Annotated in this window: 19 protein-coding genes and 1 pseudogene; 11 read left to right on the top strand and 9 right to left on the bottom strand. The window is 59.9% G+C overall.

The window, feature by feature from the left end; all coding sequences use genetic code 11:
* Positions 1–398: 398 nt before the first annotated feature.
* The 3 genes from H0485_RS19970 to H0485_RS19960 all read left to right on the top strand — a co-directional run bounded on the left by H0485_RS19970 (position 399) and on the right by H0485_RS19960 (position 2,349).
* The gene (locus H0485_RS19970; RefSeq protein WP_226937667.1) at positions 399–1,364 is read left to right on the top strand and encodes a DUF4189 domain-containing protein; all 966 of its coding nucleotides are present in this window, start codon (positions 399–401) and stop codon (positions 1,362–1,364) included.
* A gap of 260 nt (positions 1,365–1,624) precedes the next feature.
* A complete protein-coding gene (locus H0485_RS19965; protein WP_226937666.1) occupies positions 1,625–2,125 on the top strand; it encodes a hypothetical protein in 501 nt (166 codons plus the stop codon).
* A gap of 50 nt (positions 2,126–2,175) precedes the next feature.
* Positions 2,176–2,349 carry an SDR family oxidoreductase gene (locus H0485_RS19960; RefSeq protein ID WP_226937665.1) on the top strand — a complete coding sequence of 58 codons (174 nt, stop codon included), beginning with the start codon at positions 2,176–2,178 and terminating at the stop codon, positions 2,347–2,349.
* A gap of 52 nt (positions 2,350–2,401) precedes the next feature.
* Here the strand turns inward: H0485_RS19960 and H0485_RS19955 are convergent.
* Positions 2,402–2,518, bottom strand: a pseudogene (locus tag H0485_RS19955) (IS481 family transposase); the annotation flags it as partial.
* A gap of 385 nt (positions 2,519–2,903) precedes the next feature.
* On the opposite strand from H0485_RS19955, the gene H0485_RS19950 reads away from it, so the two are divergent.
* Together H0485_RS19950 and groL are read left to right on the top strand one after the other, a co-directional pair.
* The gene (locus tag H0485_RS19950) at positions 2,904–3,218 is read left to right on the top strand and encodes a co-chaperone GroES (protein ID WP_226937664.1); all 315 of its coding nucleotides are present in this window, start codon (positions 2,904–2,906) and stop codon (positions 3,216–3,218) included.
* 54 nt (positions 3,219–3,272) lie between these two features.
* Positions 3,273–4,898, top strand: a complete 1,626-nt coding sequence (gene groL / locus H0485_RS19945) for a chaperonin GroEL (RefSeq protein WP_226937663.1) — start codon at positions 3,273–3,275, stop codon at positions 4,896–4,898.
* Between the two features lie 193 nt (positions 4,899–5,091).
* Here groL and H0485_RS19940 read toward each other — a convergent pair whose 3' ends face one another.
* Entirely contained in the window at positions 5,092–5,550 is a 459-nt protein-coding gene (locus tag H0485_RS19940; RefSeq protein ID WP_226937662.1) for a cupin domain-containing protein, read from the bottom strand.
* Between the two features lie 735 nt (positions 5,551–6,285).
* Here H0485_RS19940 and H0485_RS19935 point away from each other — a divergent pair.
* From H0485_RS19935 to H0485_RS19920, 4 genes are all read left to right on the top strand, one after another.
* Positions 6,286–6,492 carry a cold-shock protein gene (locus tag H0485_RS19935; protein WP_226937661.1) on the top strand — a complete coding sequence of 69 codons (207 nt, stop codon included), beginning with the start codon at positions 6,286–6,288 and terminating at the stop codon, positions 6,490–6,492.
* Between the two features lie 112 nt (positions 6,493–6,604).
* A complete protein-coding gene (locus tag H0485_RS19930) occupies positions 6,605–6,880 on the top strand; it encodes a DUF982 domain-containing protein (RefSeq protein ID WP_226937660.1) in 276 nt (91 codons plus the stop codon).
* Positions 6,881–7,091: 211 nt separating this feature from the next.
* Positions 7,092–7,271 (top strand): hypothetical protein, encoded by a 180-nt coding sequence (locus H0485_RS19925; RefSeq protein ID WP_226937659.1) that lies wholly within the window; start codon positions 7,092–7,094, stop codon positions 7,269–7,271.
* Positions 7,272–7,335: 64 nt separating this feature from the next.
* Positions 7,336–7,722 carry a DUF6481 family protein gene (locus H0485_RS19920; RefSeq protein WP_226937658.1) on the top strand — a complete coding sequence of 129 codons (387 nt, stop codon included), beginning with the start codon at positions 7,336–7,338 and terminating at the stop codon, positions 7,720–7,722.
* Positions 7,723–7,769: 47 nt separating this feature from the next.
* Here H0485_RS19920 and H0485_RS19915 read toward each other — a convergent pair whose 3' ends face one another.
* The gene (locus H0485_RS19915; RefSeq protein WP_226937657.1) at positions 7,770–8,423 is read right to left on the bottom strand and encodes a YoaK family protein; all 654 of its coding nucleotides are present in this window, start codon (positions 8,421–8,423) and stop codon (positions 7,770–7,772) included.
* A gap of 567 nt (positions 8,424–8,990) precedes the next feature.
* Here H0485_RS19915 and H0485_RS19910 point away from each other — a divergent pair.
* Positions 8,991–9,173 carry a hypothetical protein gene (locus H0485_RS19910; RefSeq protein ID WP_226937656.1) on the top strand — a complete coding sequence of 61 codons (183 nt, stop codon included), beginning with the start codon at positions 8,991–8,993 and terminating at the stop codon, positions 9,171–9,173.
* A 178-nt stretch (positions 9,174–9,351) separates the two neighbouring features.
* On the opposite strand, the gene H0485_RS19905 is transcribed toward H0485_RS19910, so the two are convergent.
* From H0485_RS19905 to H0485_RS19880, 6 genes are all read right to left on the bottom strand, one after another.
* Positions 9,352–10,032, bottom strand: a complete 681-nt coding sequence (locus H0485_RS19905; protein WP_226937655.1) for an HAD family hydrolase — start codon at positions 10,030–10,032, stop codon at positions 9,352–9,354.
* A 123-nt stretch (positions 10,033–10,155) separates the two neighbouring features.
* Positions 10,156–11,067, bottom strand: a complete 912-nt coding sequence (locus H0485_RS19900; RefSeq protein WP_354002466.1) for a PHP domain-containing protein — start codon at positions 11,065–11,067, stop codon at positions 10,156–10,158.
* A 58-nt stretch (positions 11,068–11,125) separates the two neighbouring features.
* Entirely contained in the window at positions 11,126–12,409 is a 1,284-nt protein-coding gene (locus tag H0485_RS19895; RefSeq protein WP_226937654.1) for an ABC transporter substrate-binding protein, read from the bottom strand.
* Positions 12,410–12,474: 65 nt separating this feature from the next.
* Positions 12,475–13,311, bottom strand: a complete 837-nt coding sequence (locus H0485_RS19890; RefSeq protein WP_226937653.1) for a carbohydrate ABC transporter permease — start codon at positions 13,309–13,311, stop codon at positions 12,475–12,477.
* Positions 13,308–14,219 carry a carbohydrate ABC transporter permease gene (locus H0485_RS19885; RefSeq protein WP_226937652.1) on the bottom strand — a complete coding sequence of 304 codons (912 nt, stop codon included), beginning with the start codon at positions 14,217–14,219 and terminating at the stop codon, positions 13,308–13,310. Before H0485_RS19885 ends, H0485_RS19890 begins: the two co-directional genes overlap by 4 nt.
* The gene (locus tag H0485_RS19880; protein ID WP_226937651.1) at positions 14,212–15,360 is read right to left on the bottom strand and encodes an ABC transporter ATP-binding protein; all 1,149 of its coding nucleotides are present in this window, start codon (positions 15,358–15,360) and stop codon (positions 14,212–14,214) included. The genes H0485_RS19885 and H0485_RS19880 overlap by 8 nt, the downstream gene beginning before the upstream one ends.
* Before the next feature lie 211 nt (positions 15,361–15,571).
* Between H0485_RS19880 and H0485_RS19875 the strand changes: the two genes are divergently transcribed.
* Positions 15,572–16,822: an SLC13 family permease gene (locus H0485_RS19875; RefSeq protein ID WP_226937650.1), complete on the top strand. Its 1,251-nt coding sequence runs from the start codon at positions 15,572–15,574 to the stop codon at positions 16,820–16,822.
* Positions 16,823–16,918: the final 96 nt, after the last annotated feature.

Here is a 16,918-nt window from a genome sequence, read left to right as displayed (position 1 = left end):
TCGACAGGATCGTCGAACGCTTTGACCAACTCGCGAAGAAATGGTCCCCGCGGCTCGGCAAGCCCAAAGCACCCAAGCCCACTCCCTGAGCACGGACACCCGTCCGCGGCCTACGCCGGATGGTTACCACCAGTCATCTCTTGTCAGCGTAAAGGTTCGTGCGTCGCCACTGAGCGTCGCGCTGATACCGAGGTTGGTAGTCATGGCGCGTTTCGTCCCATTGTTCTGCCCGTCAGGTGCCGCCGGAAAAGCATTGTCGCCAAGGAAAGCCCGCCCTTCGGCCCGGTTGATCCTGACCTTTTCTCCAACGCGGGCTTCACCCAAACGGAGGATGTGGGGCGGAATCCCTCGCGATAGACCTCATGCAGGCGATCAGTCGCATAAACCACGGAGAACCTATGCGCATTGGTATCTTTCCCATCGCGTTGGCGATCTGCACCTTTGCCGCGCCTGCGCTGGCTGACGGCGCGCTCGCCATTGATGAAAGACAGGGCGATCAATGGGGCTGGGCGGTGGATTACCCCAACATTCTGCAAGCGCGAGAGCGGGCGTTGGACGAATGCGGTGAGGGGTGCCGAATTGTGGACGAATTCGCCGACGGGTGCGGCGCCTATGTCGCCGACGCAATGGCAGGGTCAACCGTCTGGTCTTGGGCACGGGCGGATACCGGCGTTTCGGCCAGATACACGGCCGTTGATGAGTGCATCAAGCGCGGCGGCGACCAATGCGTGATCCGGGTGTGGGGCTGTAACAGCACGCGGATGACCGGAGATCCGCAGGTGATGATCGAAGGCAAACCATCTGCCAGTGCTGTGGCAGAGACAGTAACTGGGGATACGCCCGAAAAAGAAACCACAGAGAGTGGTGGGCGAATGGTATTCCTTCAGACGAGTGCCTATCGCGAGTTGCCGAACGACAAGAGCAGCTATACCCACTATTGCGGGTGGACTCAGGCGACCGCTGAGGAGCTTACAAGATATGTCCACAAAGAACATAGCGCCTCATTCACCCAAGAAGAGCATGGCTTTGCCCCAAAGGGAACGCGACTTCTGGGCCTCTGGCCAGTCGATAATGGCGACACAGGCCCTCATCGGTTGGATGTTAGCCCGATAGCCCAGCGTTTTATTTCTGCAATCATGGCACATCCCGAGTATGAACCGCCAACCGGCAGCAAATATTGGCCAGATGGCCCGTATCAAGTCAACAAAGGCGTTTCGGCAATGTTGGGCTGGATTTACGAGATCAACGATGATTGGTCGCTTGATGATTTGAATGCCTTTCAGTGCGATTATTCAATCCAAGAGTCAAATATCCGATACTACAAAGATGCACCTCTCAAGGCGGTTGTGATTGGTGAGTTCTGATTGCTTGAACATCCACCTAACTCGCGCACTGGAGAAATTTCCAGACATACGGTCAATATATACGCTTTCACTTCTGCTTGCTTTGCACGATCGCCACCTGACTTCGCAAGGCGCGATCCGCGGGCAAGCCGGCAGAGCGACTGGCATCCTGTCGGATGCCGCTCGCGCCGTGCCGCCCCAAGGCAGCCAAAGTCGCCGCGAAACTCTCTTGATGTCAGTCGACTGAACCGACTGAGCGCACCTGATTAACCGGAGATAGGATGAATAATAAACTTCTGGTGCCGATCGTTTTATCGCTGACGATGGTCAGCGCATGCGATGAGTCTTGGCAGAAGGCGTTTGTTGCTGCTGGAAACAGCAGCAGCGTGATGCAATACAACAATCCGTCTGCCTATTCGAATATCTACGCGACCTACGATGATGACTATGCGGATCAGTCCGCCAGCTCATCGCCTTACGACAGCAGTCCGAGCGAGTCGTCGGGATTTACCCCGCCCCGGCCAAGCGCGAATAGGTCCGGTTCAAGTAATTCCGATCTCGGCCCTATTTTGGTCGAGGAGGAACAAATTGATTGGAACAAAGACTATGAACGCCGCTTGGCCGAATCCGAACGCGCATTCGAAGAGCAAAAGGCCAAGCGAGAGTCCGACGCCGAGGCGGAACGCATCCGAAACCAAGAGATCGTAAAGCGACGTGATGCCGAGCGAGCAGCCAGATGCCGCGCAAACCCCGGCAGCATTGACTGCCCGGGTGTGAGGTAACGACCGTTCTACCGCTGTCAGGATGTGCATGGCGCGGAAAGCACTTCCACTTGCATCACCTTGGCACCGGCGGCTTCAGCGTCTATGCCGTGACCAAGGCGACTGTGGCGCAGCTTGTTCGTGGCGACGCGCTGGAATTTCTGCCACGCTGGATCACCGTCAACAACATTCAGCCCAGCCCAATTGAAATGGATGGCATGGTGTTGATTTCCACCCAGAAGTGACCCGGGTTTGGAGTGAACCTGACCTGCCACGGGATTTTTCCTCCATCTTTGCCTAGGTGTTTAGTCCCGGCATCTGGTGGATCGGATTTACGATGAATCGATCTGGCTCTGATGTCCAGATTTTGCAGATGTACTCGTAGGGCGTGAGGCCGTTCAGGGTCTTGAGCCTGAATAGATGGGGTGGTGGATTTCCGCCGTTGTGAGGCCGTAGCCTTCCAACTGCAGGCGGAGTTCCCGGCCATGGATACGGGTCATGTTCTGCCTCCTTTTCCTGACAACCCGGACAGGCCAATCCTGAGCCAGCGGGGATGGTTTTTCAAGGCTTCCGAGAGGGCTTCACGATGGATTGTCAGGTTATAACATGCTGTTAGCGCGAGTTCGTGGTGAGTGACAAAATTTTCAATTGCTCCTCTTGAAACCTCTTTTCGGGTTTCCAAAATCATCTGGCGTGCGATGCCTAACGGGTCGCACGGCCCCGCTCTGGGCCCGGTCTTCCCGGGCCGGTCCGGAGCGGTGGAACCTCTCAAAATCTGTTTGTCCAAGAGGAGAACGATATGACGTTCCGTCCACTGCATGACCGTATTCTGGTCCGCCGTATCGACGCTGAAGAGAAGACCGCCGGGGGGCTGATCATCCCCGATTCCGCGAAAGAAAAGCCCCAAGAGGGGGAAGTCCTGGCTGTAGGCTCGGGCGCGCGCGATGATGGCGGCAAGCTGATCCCGCTCGACGTCTCTGTCGGGGATCGCATCCTGTTCGGCAAATGGTCCGGCACCGAGATCCGGCTTGATGGTGAAGACCTGCTGATCATGAAAGAAAGCGACGTCATGGGCGTGATCGAAGCACCTGCCGCCGCAAAGAAGGCCGCCTGAGGCCTTCCCCTGCAATCCAGTCGCAGAAACTGCCTGTAGAGGAGAAATCAGAAAATGACTGCCAAGGAAGTCAAATTCCATTCCGACGCTCGTGAAAAGATGCTGCGCGGCGTCGATATCCTTGCCAATGCCGTAAAGGTGACGCTTGGCCCCAAGGGGCGCAATGTCGTGATCGACAAGTCGTTCGGAGCACCACGCATCACCAAGGACGGCGTTTCGGTGGCCAAGGAAATCGAGCTTGAGGACAAGTTCGAGAATATGGGCGCCCAGATGGTGCGCGAGGTGGCCTCCAAAACCAATGACGCTGCAGGGGATGGTACCACCACCGCGACGGTTCTGGCGCAGGCCATCGTGCGTGAGGGGGCGAAAGCCGTCGCTGCCGGCATGAACCCGATGGACCTGAAGCGAGGTATCGACAAGGCCGTCGAGGCGGTCGTGGGTGAGCTGAAGACCAGGGCTCGAAAGGTCACGAAGAACGACGAGATCGCCCAGGTGGGGACGATTTCCGCCAATGGCGACGCAGAGATCGGCCGCTTCCTCGCGGAGGCGATGCAGAAAGTCGGTAACGAGGGCGTCATCACGGTCGAAGAGGCAAAGACCGCAATCTCTGAACTTGAGGTGGTCGAGGGGATGCAGTTCGACCGCGGATATCTCTCGCCCTATTTCGTGACCAATCAGGACAAGATGCGGGTTGAACTCGAAGACCCGTATCTGCTGATCCATGAGAAGAAACTGTCGAACCTGCAGGCGCTGGTGCCTGTTCTGGAGACGGTGATCCAGTCCGGCAAGCCGCTGCTGATCATCGCCGAGGATGTCGAAGGCGAGGCCTTGGCCACACTGGTGGTCAACAAGCTGCGCGGCGGCCTGAAGATCGCGGCGGTCAAGGCTCCGGGCTTTGGCGACCGGCGCAAGGCGATGCTGCAGGATATCGCCATCCTCACCGGCGGCACGGCGATCAGCGAGGAACTGGGCATCAAGCTGGAAAATGTCACGCTCGATATGCTGGGCCGCGCGAAAAAGGTCGTCATCGACAAGGACAACACCACCATCGTCGATGGGGCTGGCGCAAAACCCGATATCGAGGCGCGCGTCAGTCAGATCAGGGCTCAGATCGAGGAGACCACCAGCGACTACGACCGTGAGAAGCTGCAGGAACGTCTGGCGAAACTCGCTGGCGGTGTTGCGGTGATCCGTGTCGGTGGGGCCACCGAAGTCGAGGTGAAGGAGAAGAAGGATCGCGTCGACGATGCGCTCCATGCCACCCGTGCTGCGGTCGAGGAGGGTATCCTGCCCGGAGGCGGCACGGCGCTCCTGCGCGCAGCCCGGGTGCTCGATGGCATCGCCACGGACAATGCGGACCAGAAGCATGGCATCGAGATCATCCGCCAGGCGATTGAAGCCCCCGTGCGCCAGATTGCGGCCAATGCGGGCACCGAGGGCGCCGTCATCGTCGGCAAGCTGCGCGAGAACGCCGAGGCGACCTGGGGCTGGAACGCCCAGACGGGAGAGTTCGGTGACCTCTATGCGCAGGGCGTGATCGACCCGGCCAAGGTGGTGCGCACGGCATTGCAGGATGCGGCCTCCGTTGCCGGCCTGCTCATCACGACTGAGGCGATGATCGCAGAGAAGCCGAAGAAGGACGCATCCGCGCCGGTGCCTGCTGGCGGGATGGACTTCTGATCTGAACCCGCGCGACCCCGTCCCTCACTCGAGGGGCGGGGAGATGCCACAGACCGCCATTTTGCTACAGGTGAAATAGCCAAAGCGCGCCGAGCCCCGCGGTCTTATCGCGGGGCTCGTTCTTTACGTTCGGAGAAGTGGGCTGTTGGATGCCGGAACGAGGGCAGTTGCACTCGCTCAGACTCTGGCCGTCTTATTGCCGCGCGCGCCAGATGCCGTCACTGCCGGGAGCGGGTTCGCATCGTTCTGCTACGATCAGAACTGTCGGCTCAATCGCACGCGTTGCAAGTGGGCCATTGAACTGCCAGCACTGGCCTGCCTCGAACGGGCGGTTGCCGAAAGTACCACTGCCCTTCACGACAGCAACGCAGGCCAGCGGATCCATCAGCATGACGCGTTGTTCGGGCGCGAGCATCTCATGGGCGATCCGGAACGGGATGGTTTCGCCCGGCAGCGGCGTAATGGGTTGTGGATCACAGATCGCCTGCTCACAGGCGCTGAGGAGTTGAGCGGGGGAGCTCGGTTCGAGAACGAGTGGCGTACTGTTGCCTTCCGCCACCTCAACGATGGTCAGGCCGGGCCCCGCAGCGTGAAGCGTGCCGGCCTCAATGAGGAACATGTCACCGATGGCGGGTTCAATCCGGCGCAGCATCTCCGGCAACCGACCGCTCAATGCGGCACTTCTGATCTGCTCGGCGGAAGCGGGGTGCCTGAGACCGAGCCGCAGCCATGAGCCGGGCTCTGCTTCGGCAATGTACCACCATTTGTGATTGCGACCGGGTCCCGACTGCGAATGCAGGTGGGGGCTCTCCGATTGGCTCGTTCTGAGCCAGCGAAGGGTGAGCCCGGCTTCTGCTGCGTCAAATTCCGTCTCTCGCGAAACTGGCGAGGGGGAAGGGGCAGAGCCTTGATCAGGTCTGGGCCATGGCCTAGCCTGCTCCCTTGGTGTTATCGGGGCAGCCCGGAAGGGCAGGGCAGGGGTGTGGGGTTCGAAAGTGTTGCGGTTCTTCTGTGTCTCGATCAGCATCGGCCCGGTTTCCCAAACGGATGTTGGTGGGATGGTTGGTGAAGTCTATGTAATCGTGAGCCAAAATGCTCACGATCGCGGTTGAGATGGGGTGGCCCGCTTCGTTTTCAAGGGCGATGACGCAGGCAAGGGCGGGCATCGCCTGCGCCGGGATATGAAGAATTGTTTGCAGCGATAACAGGGGCTAACCACCCCAGAGACGCAGTATCGGAATCCCTTCATAGCAGTCAGGGCGGTCTTGCCCTATATGTAAGGGGCATCTTCTGTTTTTCGGACCTGTCCTTTTCGGCTCAGCTTTGGATTTTCAGCTTTGCCGGGCCATCACATATTGTGGGTGGCACCAATGAAAGGAACATCACGATGGCCAATGGCACCGTGAAATGGTTCAACTCCACTAAGGGTTTTGGATTTATCGCTCCCGAGGGTGGCTCCAAGGACGTTTTCGTTCACGTCTCCGCGCTTGAACGCGCCGGAATTCATGGGCTGAATGATGGTCAGGCTGTCTCGTTCGATGTCGAGCGCGACCCCAATGGCCGTGAATCCGCGATGAACCTCGTTCTCGCCTGATCTTCGGGTTTGAGCACTGAAATCGGGATCGATGCAATGTCGGACCCGGTTTCCCCGAAATGGCGGGGCTGCATCTTGCACGCGCCATTCGCTTTCCAGGAAAGAAGTCTTTTTGATAGAAATCAACTGGGGGAAACCCCTGTCTTTTGTCATGTCGCCTGATGGCGATGTGCAGAAATTCAGCACAATCGAGCAAGTCAAACACTGGCTGGTGAGGAAATGGCCGATTGCGGATGAGGCGCATGCCATTGCACTTCAACAAGTCAACGCGGCGATGGACTGCATCATTCCGGTAGGCATTGCCCGCCGTGCCTTCGCGGCTGCGGCGAAATCTGCAGGGTTCGTTCCGGAGAACCTTGTCGCCTATCCGATGCGTAAAGCCGCCTGAGCCTTTCTGAATGGTACTGCCAAGGATCGCCTTGATCCGGCTGAGCGCGGCTTGCCGTCGCTATATAGACAGCAGCCCTTGCCTGACGACATATATGATCTCTCAGGCATCGCTCCTCAAGTTATCCGCGGGCAGGTCTTGTTTTATCAGCCGAATTTCTTTGCGCCGAAATCGGCCCGCAGAGCGGCCGTGAAATGAAGGAGATACCTCTATGCCTGGCACCATGAGCAGAGCACGTCAGACCGCGGAGGCTGCGTTCGACAAGACCCAGTCGCAATTCCTGTCCAGAACCCGCGCCCTCGATGAGCAGAATACCGAAGCGGCTGAACGTGCAGAGAAAACCCGGCGTTTGAGGGCAGCACGTCTCGAAAGAGAACAGTTTGCAAAATAGCCCAATCGCCACCCCCACTCAGCAAGCGGCGCAAGCCGCTCTACTCTGAAAGGTAAGAGAAGCAGTGAGAACGAAAGAATTTTCCGATCGGCGCGGCAATGCCACCAGTGCACGACTTTCGATGATCGAGAGCTTCAAGGCGGCCCAGGCGGCGGCGGCACCGGGTCTGGCGGCACGGAGCGCGGAGCGCGTGGAAATCGCGCGGGCGCGTGAAGCGCGCCGTGCTACGCGAGATGCTGAGAGATTGGCCGAGGAGCAACGCGTTGCGGCGCAAGAGGCCGCGCTTGCCGAAGATCAACTTCAGCTGGAAGCTGCGGAGATCGCAACGCGCGACGCCCGGCAATCTGCGCAGGACAAACGTATCGCTCTCGTCCTGTCAGATGAGGCTGCCCGCAAAGCCGCCCGAGATCAGCGATACGCCAAACGCAAGGCTGCACAGCAGGTTGCCTGATGCGCAGCCTTGATGCACGGTCGATGGCGGCATGATGACCACTGTCGCTATCGCAGCCGCAAGCCGGGGCCCGCCAGGCCGAGCAATGTCAGCCCAAGCGGCAAGGCAAACCAGAAGCCGATCTCGCTAAAGCCAACCGCCCCGACAACACCCCCGCCCAGGAAGGCTGCGACCAGTGTCAGCAAGATGCGCAGCTTGCTCTTGTCCGGTCGGATGCCACTGGCGGGCGCGCTGAGCGCAACGGCGGCCCGGCCAAGCTCGATCCCGATATCGGTGACCATGCCGGTCGCATGGGTCGTCCGGATCCGCGCGCCCGAGATCTTGGTGATAGTCGCATTCTGCATCCCCATGATGAAACACAGGCAGCACAGGGCAAAGAGACGGCCCAACTCACTGGTGAAGACGCCGCCGGTCGCGAAGAGCAGCAGGAAGACGCCCTGCAGTGCGATTGGCAGCGCGTATTGCCGCCGCGCGCTGTGCAGGCGCTCCCAGTTGATCAGATAGGTGCTGAAGCCGGCGCCGGTGATGAAGGCACCAAGGGCCAGCACCGCAATCAGCGACACCCATAAGTTGCCGAGCACCAGATTGTCGGCCAACTGCGAAAGATAGCCCGTCATATGCGAGGTATACTGGCCGAGCGCGAAGAACCCACCGGAATTGGCCGCACCGGCCACCGCCGCGAGTATCGTCGCAAGCGACAAGTCGCTGCCCCGTGATCGGCGGTGCCCGACAAGGACACGGGCAGAGGTGATCGGTCGGGTGATATGTCTGCGTTGGGCCAAGGGCTCGAGCCTGTCAATCGGATGATCAAATACGGGGGCGGCGCAGCCGATCCATTCCCGCATGTATCACGGTGAGCCTTTGGTTTACCGGCCGCAACCCGAATGCAGCAGGTTCCGACCGGGTGCTTAGACCTGCGCGCGTCTGAACACGTTTAAGACGGCGCAGTATTGATGGCCAGTCTACGCCTATGCGCCGGAACTGGCCAGCGAACGCCCCGAGAGGTTGACGATGTGCGACTGGCGCAGGACTGTCACCATCCGACCGCAACCGACGCCAGCACCCTCAGCGCCGATGCTGTGGCAATGACTCTTTCATAAGTGGTGTCCGCGATCAGATCCTTTCAGCCTGTTCGGAAATTTGCGACACAACCAGATGCTCTTCAATATCCTGCAGATGTCGCAGCATAATTTCGGCGGCGAGATTGCCGTCCCTGTTGCGCAGCGCATCCAATATGGCGCCGCCGTTGACACCGGGCTGAGGCGATTGTGCTGGGCTGTGCGGGCATGACCGATCTGGCCGCGAGGCTGACGCGTGAGCATGGTCTGCCGGTGCTGGACGGGGTGGGCTGTGCGGTCACCCTTGCCCAGTCAATGCACCGCCTGCAGCTGCGGACCTCGCGCCTGGGTGGCTATGCCCCCGTACCGGAAGCAAAACGCGCCTATCTCTAGAATATTAGCAGATACAATACGTTAGCATAAAGGCGGCGGGACAGAGGTTAATATTTTCTGCCTGCCGGGGGCAAATTTTGCCTCGGGCAGGCATGCTGTGCGAGCGATCCCGGGACGGCCCGAGGCGGACATATCCGGGCTTTCCCTCCGGGCCAGATCCGGATGCGGCCGCGGTTTCTCAGCTCATTTCGGTCTCGGTCAGGCAGGCGCTGCGCAGCAGCTCGCCTAACTCTTCCATAGTATAAACGACATGATCCGCGCCTGCTGCGAGCAACCGTTCTGCATGGCCCGGGCGATGATCAGAGGGGCCGATAAAGCCGACCGTCAGGCAGCCGGCTGCCTTGCCACACTGGATGCCCTGCACATTGTCATCGATAAACAGGGAATCTGTCAGCGCAACGCCAAGGCGCGCGGCGGCAAAAACGGCCAGATCGGGCGCAGGTTTGGGGCGCGCAACATGTTCGGCCGAATAGATATGGCCGTTAAACCGGGCGGCGATGGTGGTTTTGCAGATCGAGCGCTCAAGCCTTCGGATCAGCGAATTTGAGCAGACGGCGATCTTGCCTTTGAAATCCTGCAACAGTTTTTCGATCCCGGGCACCAGCGGCACATGCGCATCAAACATCGCAAACAACCGTGCATCGGCCTCATCAAACACCTCTTCGGCCGCAAGGCCAGCGGCCTGCAGCCAGGCCTTGCTGGCGGCCGCGGAATTGCCGGAGAATATCCGGGTCGCCTCCTCGCGGTCCATCTGGCGGCCATGGGCGGTCACCGTCTCGGCCAGCGCAGTACAACCCATCGGTTCGCTGTCGATCAGCACCCCGTCACAATCAAAAAGGACCGCCTTTATCTGGCGCATAAATCAGACCTTTCAGCACCCGAACAGCCTGTGACCGGCGTCGGTGCTTTCATTACAGAAAAGAGATGAATAGCAAGTCCCGGCGGTATATGGCCACCGGGATCGCAAAGTCAGACACAGGGCTCAGGCAGTTTCGCCCCAGATCGGATTGCTCCAGGCGCGTTTGCCATCTTCGCCGATGACAATGATCCGGCACCAGGGGGTGGATCCCAGTTTTGCCTTTGGCAGACGCACCCGCGACAACCCGCTTTCATAGCAATAGGCCTGCTGATAGCCCTGCCCATTTACCAGAACCCCCCGTGCGGGCGAGCATTCGACGATGATCTCATCGGCGGTGAATTCGATATGATGGATCTTCGGCCCCTGGCTTGAATAGTAAGCCCCGGATTTGAGCGCCGCGAGCAAAGCCTCGGGGCTGTTCTCTTCGGCCTTCACCTCCACCCAGCCGCCGCCAAAATCAGGGGCATGGAAATGGCTGTCGTCACAGGCGAGGGTCAGGGTCTTGTGGCCGCGATCAGCCAGACCGTCGAGCAGATAGGCGCCACCGCCGCGGTCATGCATGGTCTGGCAACCATGGTTATAAATCTCGACCCCATGGCACCAGGGCAGAACCGTTTCGGCATCTTCCAGCGAAAGCTGATACCAGGCCGGATGCGCGATGGTGACGAAAGCGCCTGCCTCAAATGCGCGCCGCGCCAGCGACACGCCGGTTTCATCGGCAGTGTTCGGCGCGAAATCGAGCGGCAGACCCACCGCCACCAGATGCCACAGATCCGACATCTGGGTCCGGGGCGCATGCAGCTCGGCGCCGAGCAAAGTTGTGAAACCATCGCTGCGACAGGCGCGGCTGTCGGTCAGCGGAAAGTCGAACTGCGCCATGAAATGATCGGTAATGGCGAGGAAATCGTAACCGGCCGCTTTATAGCGGCTGATCACCTCCTCCAGCGGGAGGGCACCGTCCGAGGCATTGGTATGGCCATGGGTATTGCCGCGATAAAAGCGGCCGGGATTAGCAAAGGCTGCAGGGATCATCATATTATCCTGAGGAAGAAGGCCAGGGGCCGGGCAGGCCCCTGACGAAAGATCAGCGGGTTCAGCGGGCGATCAGCGCATTGGTTTTTTCGACCATGGCAGCGAGGCCCTCTTCCGGGCTGATCTTGCCAGCCATGACCGAGCCGATGATCTCGCGCTGGCTACGCCAGATTTCCACGCCATTGGTGCCGGGATAACCGCCCCAGGCGGCCGATTTATCAACCTGCAGGTTTACCGTGTTGAAGTTCGGATGCTCTGCGTAGAATTTACCAAGGAGATCGGGGGCAGATGCGCCGATATTGGTGGGCATATAGCCCGAACCAAGAACAGCAATCTCCTGGCCCTTCGCGGAAGTGGCGAATTTGATATATTCCCATGCCGCGTCCTGACGGGCCTTATCCTGGGCGGTGATCATCATCGCATTGCCGCCGGTCGGGATCCGGCCATTGACCTTATCGGTGATCGGATAGGTCATCGTGCGCAGGTCGAACTTATCGCCGACCAGATCGGCGAAGGCGCGGTTCGAATTCGGCGAAGACACAATAAAGCCAATCTTACCGGCGGCGAATTGCTGCCGTGATTGCTCAAAATCGCGCAGTTTCATCCCGCCTTCATCGACCATACGTTTGGTCAGTTGCAGAGCTTTAAGCCCGGCTTCACCGCCGAAAGCCACGGTCTGGCCGTCATCGTTCATGATGCGGGCACCCTGCTCAAGATTGAGCGCGCGCCACAGCCAGTCGTCGGGCCAGGCCTGGATGTCAAACGCCATGCCGTCATTGCCGCCCGGCAGCGCGGTGATTTTTGCCGAAAGCGCGATCACCTCGTCCCAGCTCTGCGGCAGATTCTCAAGATCGCCGCCAGCGGCTTTGATCAGATCACCATTCACGAAAAGGATCGGGCTGGAGGCGTTAAAGCCAAGACCCCAGGTCACCCCGCCCACCTGCCATTGCTCATAAAGCGAGGGGGCGTAATTTGTGCTGATGAAATCAGCCGGTTCCGCCGCGATATAGCTGTCGAGCGGCATGACCCGGCCCTTCTCCGCCAGCTGAGTGACGACTTCGGGCATCAGGTGGAAGCCGGAATGGTAGACATCGGGCAGCTTGTTGGTCATGGCTGCGCGCAGCAGGGCCTGATGCGTCTCATCATAGGAGCCGGCGCCGATGCGGAATTTCACCTCAATCCCGGGGTTCTGCGCCATGAATTCAGTGGCAACCGCCTCGTGGAAAGGGGCATGGGCCGGGAAGGCCTGCATCACCTCAATCGTCACGGTTTCGGCGAAAGCGGGCAGGGCAAGGCCAGCCATCACCAGGCCGCTGACCGCGGCGGATTTCATTTGCGTCTTCATCGGTAACTCCGAATTTCAGCTGGAAGGCGCTGCCGCGTCGGGGTGATGCGGCAGATCGGTGAAGCTCATTTCACCCCGGTCATGGTGATGCCGGTGACAAAATGGCGTTGGGCAAAGAGGTAAAGAACGATCAGCGGCGCGGTCAGGATCGTGGCAGAGGCCATCAGCGCGCCGAAGTTTGCGCCGCTTTCATTATCGGCGAAATACATCATTCCCAGTGGCGGCGGTGCCAGATCGGTTGAGGTAACGACGATCAGCGGCCAGTAAAGGTCATTCCAATGCGCCGTGATCGAGAAAACCGCAAAGGCAGCAATGGCCGGTTTCGCGGCGGGCACAACGATGCGCCAGAGGATCTCCCATTCGCTGATCCCGTCGATCCGCGCTGCCTGAATGATCTCGTCGGGGAAGCTGCGAAACACCTGACGGAACAGATAGATCGCAAAGGCGGAGAGGAAGAAGGGCAGCATCATCGCGAAATAGGTGTCAAGCAGATCGAACTCGGCCAGACCAAGGAACAGCGGCAAAGCGGGCACCTGGATCGGCACGGTCAGCACAAGGATCATCGTACCAAACAACAGGCCCGAACCGCGAAACTCAAATTTTGCCAGGGCATAGGCGCAGGGGATGGCGGTCAGCAACTGCACCGCCAGCACACCCAGACAGACCACCACGCCGTTGAACATGAACTGTAGCAGCGGTGCGCGGGAAAATGCAGTGCGGTAATGCTCCAGCCCGGTGAATGTCTCGGGCAGCCAGGTGAAAGTGCCGTCAAAGACTTCACTCGGCGGTCGCATCGAGGTGACCAGCATCCAGTAGAAGGGAAACAGCGTCGCGAAGGCGAGGGCCAGCAGCACCAGATGCGACAGCGCCTCTTTAGGGCCAAAGCGTTTTTGCAGGCTCATTGGCTTGCCTTTCTGCGGTCGAGAATACGGTTCTGGATCAGAGCCACGGCGAGGATGATGCACAGGAAGATCACCGTCATTGCGGCGGCCGGGGCCATACGCAGATACTGGAACCCCTCAAGATAGATCGTGTAGAGCAGCACATCCGAGGCGCCCTGGGGCCCGCCACGTGTCAGCACCGCGACCGTGTCAAAGATCTTGAAGGCGGTGATCGAGCTGGTGACGGTGACGAAAACGGTGGTCGGGGCCAGCATCGGCAGGGTGATGCGCCAGAAGCGGTCGAGCGGATGATCCAGCCCATCGACCGAAGCCGCGTCGTAAAGATCCTCCGGGATCGCCGAAAGGCCGGCGGTGAACAGCACCATATTGAACCCGGCGAGGGCCCAGATGCCAATGATCGCAAGGGCTGGCATGACGAGGTCGGGATTTCCGAAAAACTCCAGCCCCTCAAAGCCGAGCCAGGTCAGGAAGAAATTGACCGGGCCGATCGTGCCATGCATCAGATATTTCCACACCGTCGCCATAGCGACGAGCGTCGAGGTCACCGGCAGGAATAAAAGCACCTGATAGAGCCGTTTGCCCCAGCTCAGATGGTGGATCAGAACGGCCTGCAAAAGGCCGAGGATCACCGCGCCCGGCACCACAAGCAGCACATACTGCAGCGTATTGCCGAGCCCGCGCCAGAAGACATTATCCTGCCAGAGCGCGGCGTAATTCTCAAAACCGACGAAAGAAAAATGGCTGTCGCCCATCTCGTAATCGGTAAAGCTCATGATCACGACCAGCGCGATTGGCAGAACCATCAGCACAATCAGCAAGAAGGCCGATGGCAGCGCCAGGCTCCAGATCGTCAGCAGTGAAAGGCGGGCCCCATGGCGGCGTGGCAGGGGAATGCTGGCCTCAGACATGGGCAGATCTCTGCACGGCTGCGCCGGGGGCAAGGCCCTTTAACAGCTGACGCTTGCCCTGGGCATTGAACATCATCAGCTGTGCGGGATCGGCACTGATATCGATGATCCCTCCGGAGAGGTCGATCTGAGCCAGCTCGGCCGCAGTGCTGCGCAGGGTCAGCCGGGCATTGCCGTCAATCTGGCGGCAAAACAGCAGCTGACCATGGCCCAGATCCTCGCGCCGCTCGATCCGGGCGCGGGTCGTCAGCGCGCCGGTGCCGGGGCGCAGGGCCTCGGGGCGCAGGGCGAATTGCATCGGCGTGATCTGTGCTTCCGCCAGCCTCACACCCAGCGGCCCCCAGAGCGCCAGATCATCGCTTGCAATCACATTCACCCCGGGCGAGCCGATGAACTGCGCCACCCGCAAATCCTGCGGATTGCTGTAAAGCGCGGCGGGGGTATCGCATTGCACGATCTCTCCCCCCATCATCAGCGCCACACGCGAGGACATGGTCATCGCCTCGGTCTGATCATGGGTGACATAAACGAAGGTGGCGCCCAGTTTGCGATGCAAATGGCTGATTTCTTCGCGCATCTGCACCCGCAGCCTTGCATCCAGATTAGACAGCGGTTCATCCATCAGGAAAATACGCGGCGCGCGGATCATCGCGCGGGCCACTGCCACACGCTGACGCTGGCCGCCCGACAAAGCCGCAGGCAGGCGCGACAGCAGCGATCCGAGTTCAACCTGTGCCGCGACACGGTCCACCTCAGCCGCGATCTCGCGGCGGGTTGCTGCGCTGAAAGGCCAGAGCCGCCCGAACATCCGCCCGGCCAGCGACAGGCGCTGCGCCTCGAGCGGCAAAGAGATATTCTTCGCGACGCTCATATGCGGATAGAGCGCGTAGGACTGGAAAACCATTGCGATATCGCGGGCCTTTGGGGCCAGGGCATCAATGAGCTGCCCATCGATCGCCATACTGCCCTCATCCTGGGCCATCAGCCCGGCAATGATGCGCAGCAAAGTGGATTTGCCACAGCCGGAAGGCCCGACCAGGGTCAGAAATTCTCCGGGGCGAATATCGAGGCTGACGCCTTTCAGCGTCGTCTGGGCCCCGTGGCGTTTGGTTATCCCGTTAAGGGTGAGAGAGGAGGCCATAGCACACTTTCCGTCGACAGGACTGCCACCTGGACGATCTGCATCGCCACGGTGGCCTGCACACAACTACGGAGGTATTGCGAAGGCTTTGTTTCACCTGAATGAAAGCTTTGTGACGCTTGTGGTGCGCGATGTGTGTACGCACGCCTGTCTCAACCCGAGGCAGGTCGTGACGGAATTGGGGGGGCAGGTCTTTCTTATCAAGAGCGAGATGGCGCTCGTGCCGCCCGCGATGCTGGGCCCGGATCAGGCCCGGATCCTCGGGATCGTGCTGGTGACCCTCGTGTTGTGGGCCACGAATCTTGTGCAGGGCTATCTTGCCAGCCTGATCTTCTTTGCGGTGCTGCTGGTCTTCGGGCTCGCCCCGCCGGATCTGGTCTTTCTGGGCTTTCAGTCGACGGCGGTCTGGCTGATCGTTTCCGGCTTTGTGATCGGCGCGGCGATTTCGATATCCGGGCTGGGTGCGATACTGGCGCGAGCGCTGTCACCTTTGCTGACCGGCAGCTACCCACGCCTGATCGCCGGCCTGATGGCGGTTTCGGTGCTGCTGAGTTTTCTGATGCCGTCGTCGGTGGGTCGCGCGGTGGTCATGGTGCCGGTGGGGATGGCTCTGGCGGATCAGATGGGCTTTGGCCCCGGATCGAAAGGCCGGATCGGCATCGCATCGGTGCTGGCCATCGGCACCAATATGCCGGGCTTTGCCATATTGCCTTCGAACATACCGAACATGGTGCTGTCGGGCGCGGCAGAGACGATCCAGAACGTACATTTCGGCTATATGAAGTATCTCTTGCTGCATTTCCCCGTGCTGGGCTTGCTGAAGGCCGCAGCGGTGGTGATGCTGATCCTGTGGATTTTCCCCGCGAGGACAGGCGAGGCGATGTCGCCGCGCGAAGCCGTGCAGGAAGGCGGCCCCGCCAGCCGCAGGGTTCTGATCAGGGTGGGGTTTATCTTGCTGGCAACGCTGGCCTTGTGGATGACCGACAGCCTGCATGGTGTGAACTCGGCCTGGATTGGTCTTGTTGCGGCAGTGCTTTTGCTTTTGCCGGAGGGCGGTGTGGTCACTCCGCCTGCATTCAGGGCATCGGTCGATTTCGGGATGCTGCTGTTCGTTGCCGGGGCATTGGCGCTTGGCGCGCTGGTCAACGCCTCGGGTTTGGGGGCGATGCTGGGTCAGGGCCTGATCGCCATCCTTCCCCTGGAAACAGGCGCGGACGCGGTCAATTTTGCCTCGCTTTCGGTCATGTCGGTGGTGACCGGGCTTTTGGCCACGATGCCGGGTGTGCCAGCGGTACTGACCCCGATGGCGGGCGATCTTGCGGCACAGACGGGGTTTTCGGTAGAGGCGGTTCTGATGACGCAGGTGATCGGTTTCTCGACCGTGATATTCCCCTACCAGGTTGGGCCGCTGATCGTCGCCATGCAGATGTCGGAGAGTGTCCTGTCTTTTGTGTATGAGTGATCCGGTCCATGCTTCATCGAAAGGAAGCATGCATGACGATCTCCAAGGAACTACTGGATGAGCTGCTGAAGGGCGTTGAGCGCCCCGAGGATTTTT

Source organism: Pseudogemmobacter faecipullorum (assembly GCF_020539525.1).
Lineage (GTDB): Bacteria > Pseudomonadota > Alphaproteobacteria > Rhodobacterales > Rhodobacteraceae > Pseudogemmobacter > Pseudogemmobacter faecipullorum.
The sequence above is the reverse complement of the archived record's forward strand: the minus strand, read 5'-3'. Positions and strand labels throughout refer to the sequence as shown.

Bases quoted from the DNA above. Each gene is read 5' to 3' on its own strand.
- H0485_RS19970 (WP_226937667.1), top strand. From the start codon at position 399: ATGCGCATTGGTATCTTTCCCATCGCGTTGGCGATCTGCACCTTTGCC.
- H0485_RS19965 (WP_226937666.1), top strand. From the start codon at position 1,625: ATGAATAATAAACTTCTGGTGCCGATCGTTTTATCGCTGACGATGGTC.
- H0485_RS19950 (WP_226937664.1), top strand. From the start codon at position 2,904: ATGACGTTCCGTCCACTGCATGACCGTATTCTGGTCCGCCGTATCGAC.
- groL (WP_226937663.1), top strand. From the start codon at position 3,273: ATGACTGCCAAGGAAGTCAAATTCCATTCCGACGCTCGTGAAAAGATG.
- H0485_RS19940 (WP_226937662.1), bottom strand. From the start codon at position 5,550: ATGCTGCGCCGGATTGAACCCGCCATCGGTGACATGTTCCTCATTGAG.
- H0485_RS19935 (WP_226937661.1), top strand. From the start codon at position 6,286: ATGGCCAATGGCACCGTGAAATGGTTCAACTCCACTAAGGGTTTTGGA.
- H0485_RS19925 (WP_226937659.1), top strand. From the start codon at position 7,092: ATGCCTGGCACCATGAGCAGAGCACGTCAGACCGCGGAGGCTGCGTTC.
- H0485_RS19905 (WP_226937655.1), bottom strand. From the start codon at position 10,032: ATGCGCCAGATAAAGGCGGTCCTTTTTGATTGTGACGGGGTGCTGATC.
- H0485_RS19900 (WP_354002466.1), bottom strand. From the start codon at position 11,067: ATGATGATCCCTGCAGCCTTTGCTAATCCCGGCCGCTTTTATCGCGGC.
- H0485_RS19895 (WP_226937654.1), bottom strand. From the start codon at position 12,409: ATGAAGACGCAAATGAAATCCGCCGCGGTCAGCGGCCTGGTGATGGCT.
- H0485_RS19890 (WP_226937653.1), bottom strand. From the start codon at position 13,311: ATGAGCCTGCAAAAACGCTTTGGCCCTAAAGAGGCGCTGTCGCATCTG.
- H0485_RS19885 (WP_226937652.1), bottom strand. From the start codon at position 14,219: ATGTCTGAGGCCAGCATTCCCCTGCCACGCCGCCATGGGGCCCGCCTT.
- H0485_RS19880 (WP_226937651.1), bottom strand. From the start codon at position 15,360: ATGGCCTCCTCTCTCACCCTTAACGGGATAACCAAACGCCACGGGGCC.
- H0485_RS19875 (WP_226937650.1), top strand. From the start codon at position 15,572: ATGGCGCTCGTGCCGCCCGCGATGCTGGGCCCGGATCAGGCCCGGATC.